8 protein-coding genes are annotated in these 8,562 nt (G+C 36.7%); all 8 read left to right on the top strand.

Annotated elements, in window-relative coordinates:
• Nucleotides 1-152 precede the first annotated feature (152 nt).
• The 8 genes from KSO91_RS14645 to KSO91_RS14680 all read left to right on the top strand — a co-directional run bounded on the left by KSO91_RS14645 (nt 153) and on the right by KSO91_RS14680 (nt 8,435).
• Entirely contained in the window at nt 153-410 is a 258-nt protein-coding gene (locus KSO91_RS14645; protein ID WP_238743777.1) for an HPr family phosphocarrier protein, read from the top strand.
• A 57-nt stretch (nt 411-467) separates the two neighbouring features.
• The gene (ptsI, locus tag KSO91_RS14650) at nt 468-2,189 is read left to right on the top strand and encodes a phosphoenolpyruvate-protein phosphotransferase PtsI (RefSeq protein WP_238743778.1); all 1,722 of its coding nucleotides are present in this window, start codon (nt 468-470) and stop codon (nt 2,187-2,189) included.
• A 77-nt stretch (nt 2,190-2,266) separates the two neighbouring features.
• A complete protein-coding gene (gene crr, locus KSO91_RS14655) occupies nt 2,267-2,776 on the top strand; it encodes a PTS glucose transporter subunit IIA (protein ID WP_238743779.1) in 510 nt (169 codons plus the stop codon).
• A 137-nt stretch (nt 2,777-2,913) separates the two neighbouring features.
• The gene (locus tag KSO91_RS14660; RefSeq protein WP_238743780.1) at nt 2,914-3,264 is read left to right on the top strand and encodes an ArsC family reductase; all 351 of its coding nucleotides are present in this window, start codon (nt 2,914-2,916) and stop codon (nt 3,262-3,264) included.
• A 9-nt stretch (nt 3,265-3,273) separates the two neighbouring features.
• Nucleotides 3,274-4,410 (top strand): succinyl-diaminopimelate desuccinylase, encoded by a 1,137-nt coding sequence (dapE, locus tag KSO91_RS14665; RefSeq protein WP_238743781.1) that lies wholly within the window; start codon nt 3,274-3,276, stop codon nt 4,408-4,410.
• Nucleotides 4,404-5,087: a M15 family metallopeptidase gene (locus KSO91_RS14670; RefSeq protein WP_238743782.1), complete on the top strand. Its 684-nt coding sequence runs from the start codon at nt 4,404-4,406 to the stop codon at nt 5,085-5,087. Before dapE ends, KSO91_RS14670 begins: the two co-directional genes overlap by 7 nt.
• A 2-nt stretch (nt 5,088-5,089) precedes the next feature.
• Nucleotides 5,090-5,470 (top strand): PilZ domain-containing protein, encoded by a 381-nt coding sequence (locus KSO91_RS14675; protein WP_238743783.1) that lies wholly within the window; start codon nt 5,090-5,092, stop codon nt 5,468-5,470.
• A 640-nt stretch (nt 5,471-6,110) separates the two neighbouring features.
• Nucleotides 6,111-8,435, top strand: a complete 2,325-nt coding sequence (locus tag KSO91_RS14680) for a PilZ domain-containing protein (protein ID WP_238743784.1) — start codon at nt 6,111-6,113, stop codon at nt 8,433-8,435.
• Nucleotides 8,436-8,562 lie beyond the last annotated feature (127 nt).

The raw sequence follows: 8,562 nt of genomic DNA on the forward strand, positions 1-8,562 counted from the left end.
CTTAAAATTTGATATGTATCAAACTAATAGAACCAATTTTTAGTTACTTTATTACTGCAATAAAATTATTCGTTATTTTTATTGCTATGTCTGAATGCATCAAACATAACAATACAAATACCCATAAACTTCTCATAAATTAAGGTGCTTCCATGTATCAAAAAACAGTCACTATCACTGCTCCAAATGGCCTACATACTCGTCCTGCTGCTCAATTTGTAAAAGAAGCAAAATCTTTCGCATCTGACATTTCTGTTGAAGTTGGCGGTAAATCTGCTAGTGCTAAAAGCCTGTTCAAACTACAAACTTTAGGCCTGACTCAAGGTACATCTGTTAATATTAAAGCGGAAGGTGCTGATGAGAAAACAGCCGTTGATACATTAGTTGATTTAATGGCTAAACTTGTATAGTTATTAATACAGTCTGTATTATTTGAATTTTTAGTTAGAATTTTTAAAGGATAGATTATGATATCTGGCATTCTTGCATCTCCTGGCATAACCTTCGCTAAAGCACTGTTATTACAAGAGGATGCAATATCTCTCAACACGGGTAAAGTTAAAGATATTGATAAGGAAATTGCTCGCTTCCTAGATGGACGTGGAAAAGCTTCTGCACAACTGGAAGTTATCAGACAAAAAGCGTTAGAAACATTTGGTGAAGAAAAAGAGGCAATCTTTGAAGGGCATATAATGCTTCTTGAAGATGAAGAACTAGAAGAAGATATCGTAGCCTATATTAAAAAGAATAACTGTTCAGCTGATGTAGCCATCCACTACATTGTTGAAGAAAATGCAAATATGCTGCAAGAGTTAGAAGATCCCTATTTGCGTGAACGTGCTGCTGATTTTCGAGATATAGGAAATCGCCTGCTTAAAAATGTTTTAGGAATTGAAATTGTTAACTTAAGCAATATTACTGAAGAAGTTATCTTAATTGCTCGAGATTTAACCCCCTCTGAAACAGCACAAATAAACCTCGATAAAGTACTGGGTTTTATTACTGATATTGGTGGCCGTACATCGCACACTTCTATTATGGCTCGTTCACTTGAAATTCCAGCTATCGTTGGAACAAATGATATTACGCAGCGCGTACAAAGTGGCGATTTAATCATTTTAGATGCACTTAATAATAAAGTGATTATTAACCCAACTGACGCAGAACTTAAAGAAGCTAAAGCCCTTAAGGCTTCCTTTTTAGCTGAAAAAGAAGAACTTGCTAAATTAAAAGATTTACCCGCAATCACGACCGATGGCCATCGCGTTGAAGTTTGTTCAAATATTGGTACGGTTAAAGATACCGAAGGTGCAAAACGAAACGGCGCGGAAGGTGTAGGTCTATATCGCACTGAGTTTTTATTCATGGACCGAGATAAATTGCCAACAGAAGAAGAGCAATTTGCAGCCTATAAAGAAGTTGTCGAATCCATGGAAGGCAAAGCCTGTATCATCCGCACGATGGACATCGGTGGCGACAAAGATTTACCTTATCTTGATCTTCCCACTGAAATGAACCCATTTTTAGGTTGGCGTGCGATACGAATCTGTTTTGACCGACCTGAAATTATGAATCCGCAATTACGTGCTTTATTACGTGCTTCGGCATTTGGTAAAATTCGTATTATGTTCCCAATGATCATTTCAGTCGAAGAAATTCGCAAACTTAAAGATATTTTAGCGGTGCTTAAAGCCGAACTGACGATTGAAAGTCTCGCTTTTGATGAACAAATTGAAATTGGAGTTATGATTGAAACTCCTGCAGCAGCAGCTATTGCTCATCACTTGATTAAAGAAGTAGAATTCTTTAGTATCGGCACAAATGATTTAACACAATACACACTGGCTGTAGATCGAGGCAATGAACTTATTTCAGATCTATATAATCCAATGTCCCCTTCTGTACTAAGTATCATCAAAAATGTTATTGATGCTTCTCATGCTGCAGGAAAATGGACTGGTATGTGTGGAGAATTAGCGGGAGATGAAAGAGCAACATTACTATTGCTTGGCATGGGACTTGATGAATTCTCTATGAGTGCTATCTCTATTCCTACCGTTAAAAAGATAATTCGCAGTACAAGTTTCGCAGATGTAAAAGCCTTAGCAGACAAAGCATTGTCAATGGCAACAGCAGCTGAAATTGAGGCCCTTGTGACTGAATTTAATGAAGCCAAAGGCATTAACTAATTATTAAACGATCTATCACTGTTTTTAAATAGAGCGTTTGATATTATATACATATTCATAATTATTGGAGTTGACCCATGGGGTTTTTCAGTTCACTAAAAAAAGCGATTTCAGGTAACGCACCTGTATCAGACACTATCGATATTATCGCACCACTTTCAGGCGAAATTGTTGCAATCGAAGATGTACCAGATGTCGTATTCGCTGAAAAAATCGTCGGTGATGGTATTGCCATTCGTCCGACTGGAAATAAAATGGTTGCGCCTTGTGATGGTGTAATTGGCAAAATATTCGAAACAAACCATGCGTTCTCGTTGGAGTCTGACACTGGTATCGAGCTTTTTGTGCATTTTGGTATTGACACGGTTGAACTTAAAGGCGAAGGATTCACTCGCATCGCGCAAGAAGGACAAAAAGTAAAAATGGGTGATACAATCATCGAATTTGATCTTGAGTTCTTAAAAGAAAAAGCGAAATCAGTGTTAACACCTGTTGTTATCTCAAATATGGATGAAATTAAAGAGTTACAGAAAATGGTTGGTACTGTTGTAGTAGCGACAGATCCTGTACTTAAAATAATTAAATAAGTAATAATTTAATTATCATCCCAATCCAAAGAGTCGCTAATGCGACTCTTTTTGTTTAGCGCTGAGACTTAACTTACTGCTGCTATTCTAATTGTTACTTGTTACAATGTTTTTATTTTGAATGAGTAAAGCAAAATATGGACACTATTCTCTACGGCATTCCCAACTGCGATACGGTTAAAAAATCACAAAAGTGGCTGGCAGAACATAACATCCCCTATGCATTTCATAATTATCGCAAAGATGGTTTAGATCGCGCCATGATTGAATCTTTTCTAAAAAATATTCAATGGGAAATTCTTCTTAATAAACGTAGCAGCAGTTATCGCCAGCTCACAGAACAACAAAAAAATGGATTAAATAGAGACACCATCGTACCTCTATTTATTGAATTTCCAACCTTAATTAAACGCCCACTGCTTATTCACCATTCAACTTATCTCTTGGGTTTCAGCGTAGAAACTTATCAAACCCTGTTCTCCTTATAAGGAAAAATCATGTCAGATAGCCCTGTTTTGAGTTTATTAAAAAATCTAGTAAAGCGACGTTCAATCACCCCGGAGGATGCGGGCTGTCAGCAACTATTAATTTCACTTCTAGAAAAGTTAGGCTTTATCTGTGAAGTGATGATTTTTGAAGATACGACTAACCTTTGGGCGCGCAGAGGAACCGAAAAACCTCTTTTTTGCTTCGCCGGTCATACAGATGTCGTACCAACAGGCGCCGAAGACAAATGGACGTCCCCCCCGTTTGAAGCTGCCGTTATTGATGGTTTTTTATATGGACGTGGTGCAGCCGATATGAAGAGTGGTATCGCTGCGTTTATAATCGCAGTAGAACAATTTGTCACCAAACATCAAGATCATAAAGGTTCTATCGCATTATTAATTACCAGTGATGAAGAAGGTCCTTTTATTAACGGAACAACTCGCGTTATCGATATTCTTGAGGCGCGAAATGAAAAAATTGATTATTGTATTGTCGGTGAACCATCAAGTACAAATCAGGTTGGAGATACGATTAAAAATGGACGCAGAGGCTCATTAACTGCAGATTTAACCGTAAAAGGTATTCAGGGTCATGTTGCATACCCACATCTAGTAGAAAATCCGATACACAGTTGTGTGCATCCACTTGCCGAACTTGCGAGCACTCAATGGGACAAAGGTAATCAGTATTTCCCACCAACAAGCTTTCAAATAACCAATTTTAATTCAGGGACTGGTGCAAGTAATGTTGTGCCCAGTGATGCATTTATTCAATTTAATTTTAGGTATTCCACAGAATTAGATGCTCACCAGATCATCGCACGGACGGCATCTATTCTACAAAAATACGAATTGGAATATGATATCCATTGGACCTATAACGGTTCGCCCTTTATCACTCAGCCGGGTTCATTGACTGACGCTGTCAGTGAGGCCATTTTGCAGGTCAACGGTCTGGTAGCAGAGCTTTCTACCAGTGGTGGCACCTCAGATGCCCGATTTATCGCCCCAACTGGCGCTCAAGTTGTTGAGCTGGGTCCCTGTAATGCGACCATTCATAAAATAGACGAATGTGTTAAAATTGAGGATTTAGATGCGCTTGTCATAATATATCAAACGAGCCTTGAAAAATTATTATTATGCTAATAGAGCAATTAACGGGACAAGTCACTTCTCACTTGACTGAGTTAGGTAAGCAAGTTTTAATTCACCGCGATGTTATTTCTGAATTTAAGTCCTTACAAAAGGCAGCAAAAAAGGCGGGCTTTAACTTACAAATTGCCAGTGGCTTTCGTAGTTTTGAACGACAACAAGTAATTTGGGACAATAAATACTCAGGGAAAACGCCTATTCTCGATAGTAATGAGCAAAAGTTAGACTTTTTCGCATTATCAGAATTAGATAAACTATTTGCTATACTGCACTGGTCGGCATTACCCGGTGCTAGTCGCCACCATTGGGGAACTGACTTTGATATTTATGATCCCAATTTATTACCTATGAATCAAAATTTAGCGTTGACTGTTAGTGAATATGCTGAAAATGGTTATTTTCACGAATTAAATCAGTGGTTAAGTGAAAATATTGAATTATTTGGTTTTTATCGTCCATATCAAAACTTTCTAGGCGGGGTCGCTGTTGAGCCTTGGCACATCAGCTATGCAGCAATTGCTACTCAGGCCCTTCAGCAATTAGAAATAAGCCTGATCTATGATCTAATTGTTAAAAATAATGTGCTTGGAAAATCGCTAATTTGCGAGCAATTACCTATGATATACAAGCAATTTATTTGTAATATTAATCAACCATATAATGGGAAATAACAATGTCAGAAAGGCGTAAATTCTCTCGTATTAACTTCACAGAACAGTGTTCGTTAAGCGAAACCACATCAGGCAAAACGGTAACTTGGGACACCGATATATTAGATATATCATTAAATGGTGCTTTAATACGAAGCCCTGAAAATTACAATCAAAGTGAAAACATTCCTGTACTGCTAAGCCTGAAGTTAACCGGATCTGATATTGTACTGGAAATTAAGGGTGTAATCTGCCATCAAGAAGAGTCGTTTTTAGGCGTGAAATTTACATCAATAAGCTTAGAAAGCATTTCCCATCTGAAACGTCTGATTCAGCTAAATTTAGCGGATGAAAGTTTATTGCATAGAGAAATATCGCAATTAATTAATATTGATGATAATTAAGGCTACTAAACTATAAAGATCTAATGGGCTGGGATATATGAGTTTATGTATACCCATGTTAATCAAAGAGGATAAATCAGTAAACCAATAATGCGTTACAGCATTAGGTACACGAAGCACCCTCCAAGGTGTTCAATGTTTGTATACACCTCCGTAAGAGAATTAACACAGTGGATAGCTCGATAGGTTCTTATTTGGCCCTCCGAGCAACACCTCGAGGTCACATGGACATCGTAGCCTATTAATCAATATAAGCTTTACTCAATTTCATTAAGTTCAGCAAACAATTATTTATATTGTAGCCAATAAATCAGATATAGTTTAACAAATACTAACCACTTTTCAGCCGATTGCATTAATACGATTTTCCGCTTGAAACACAGATTTTTTCTTTTCTCTACTCGAAAAATGCATTTATTGCCATCTCTGTCTTCCTTTTTGTGGCTTACAAAAGATAGCAACGAGCGAACATATATGCGTTTATCTGATTAACAGTAGATAAAAAAGTTATCTAAGCGTATATCGGATTTCTGTTATTATCACTGCTTGATTATTTTACTAATAAGACATAAAACCAATATAAGCAATGTTAAATAGAGTGAATGAGATAAATATTAACCGCGGACGAAAAGAGCTGGATATGGACTTTAAGAATTACCAGGTACAAATAAAAGAGCTTATTTCTTTACGGAATGAGCCGGACTTTAACGACTTGCTTGATAGAATTCTTTTTGGTGAAAGTAATAGCGATAAGTTTCTTATCAAGATGGAGATCAATCGTTTAACAAAACCGTGCATCCGAATTATCGATCTGCGCCATAAAATGAATGAAGAATGTCAATTATTCCAGCACGAAAAACTTAGCCATTATTTAACCGCCGGGGCGCTGAAAATATACCAAGATAACCATCATCTATATGGAGTTTATACTATAGGTGTTTTTGAAGCCGTTGATTCTTATATTGCGCAAAAGAAAAAAAAACAGGCAAAAAAACAGCTTGTTGTTATCCCCAAAAAACGCCAAGATCAATGTGATTTGTTGTGCATTTCTCAACGATATGAACAGGGAGCACCGCGCATGTTTTTTGTTTCGGCTGTAGATATTTTACTGGCGGATGGAAAAACGATCAAAGGACAAACTTCTAACATTTCTATTTCCGGGGTGAAAATCAAATTTCAACAAAAGGTTGAACTGCTTGATGGCGCTTCGCTGCAGATCATATTTACCGACTTACAACTTGAATATCAAGAAGCAATACTTACTAATGAAATTACCTACCAGCTAGTAAAACAAGCGGATGACGGTAATACCCACTATTTATATCTGAGCTATGCCGATAATAAACCTCAATTTATCGCTTTTATTCGTGATTTTGTAAGGTCAAACCAGCATAAATACAAAATTGACGTTCATTATTTCTATCAGCTTGCAAAAATTAAAGCGCTGAATCATACCTATCTCTCGCAAATGAGTGCGCTGCCAATTTATCTTGATAACCGTTCTGCCTCACCTTTTCTTTTTGCCTTAAAAAATAGTGTTAATAAGAAAATATTAAATGAATGGCATTGTGATGGTTTTAATCAATTGCCAATGCTATTTAATGAATTACGACTTCCCCAGTTACTCGCACACACAAAAGAAAAATCATCAACAACAGTATATTGCTTCACCTACAACACAACTAATAAAACTTATTTCATTTCAGCAAGTGAAGAGGAATTAGTAGAAAAAGGGTTAAAGAAACTATTTATTGACTATGGATCGAGTAAAAAGAGTTGGCGAGTTTATCATTTAACATTAAACACTTACCAATATCAGCAAGGACATAATTATAATATAACAGATCCCGTTCCCACGGTGTTTGAGCGTACAACTCACATCGCAACGTTACAGCCTTTATTTTATACAGCGCTCTCGCATAATGAGAGCTCTGGTAATAAAGAACTAAATGAAATTAACCAATTTGTACATCACTTTCAAAAAGAAAGTGATGTACAAATATTTACACTGTTCTCAAGTGAACAAAGAAAAGAGCCCCGCTATCTCTACAAAAGTAAGCTATCACTTGACAATGAAGGAAGAAATTATACAGGCGAGATTATAGATTTTTCATTATCGGGTTTAAAAATTAAACTTGATAAGATTACTTCGATCGCTGTTTCAACGGTAGTAACAATTAATTTATTTGCATTACAAAAAGTCTCACAAAAACATCCACTGTCTCACTTGGGTTATAAAGTAATTCGCTATGGCCCCAATAATGTATTACATTTGCAAGTGTGTGATTCAAAGACATTCTCCATTTGTAGCCATTTTTTCTATTTGTTAGTAAAAAATAATCCTAGTCACTTTAAATGTCTACCATTAAAAACAACACCACAACCGTCCAGTGAGCGCCTATCAGAAATTGCACAAGAAGCCCTTTATGATTGTGTCTTTTTTATTGGTAAGGATGCTGGGCTGCCTAATATAAAGTATGCAGCGATAGATAAGGTGGACCATCCTTTACACAAATTATTCTCATTACACACAGATAATCACACTGAATTGAATTATTATCCCATCACCAATAATCAATTGCATGAGCGTTTACTGTCTCAGCCACTAAAACAAGACAAGGCAGAAGGGATACTGAAAGAAGCGTTGATCTACGTTAAAGCATCAAAAGATAGAAATGACAAATGGTTAATAAATAGTTTCCTTGACAGTGACTTTCATTCTGAACAAGAAAAGATAGACTTCATTATCAAAGCTAATAAAAAAGCGAATTTTTATGCTTTGCATTACCGTCTTTCAAGCATAAAACCAGTGTGCTTAGAGAGCATAAAACCTGAAATTCGTACAATATCTCGTTTTGCAATTCACTTGACAAAAAAACTTGAAGAAGAGTTAAGTACAATTCATGCAATCATTGAAATAACAGATCGCACCTCGGATATGATGCGTAATTTAGAAGGTAGATAATATCGAGTAGGGTGAGGCTTTTGCCTCATCCCTCTCGCAGAACCGTACGTACGGACCTCGTATACGGCTCCTGTATTCTTATATTCCATCATTTCGTTTTAACAAACGCTGAGGGAGCAAGCCAACC

It is taken from the genome of Psychromonas antarctica (assembly GCF_022267535.1).
Taxonomy (GTDB): Bacteria; Pseudomonadota; Gammaproteobacteria; order Enterobacterales; family Psychromonadaceae; genus Psychromonas; species Psychromonas antarctica.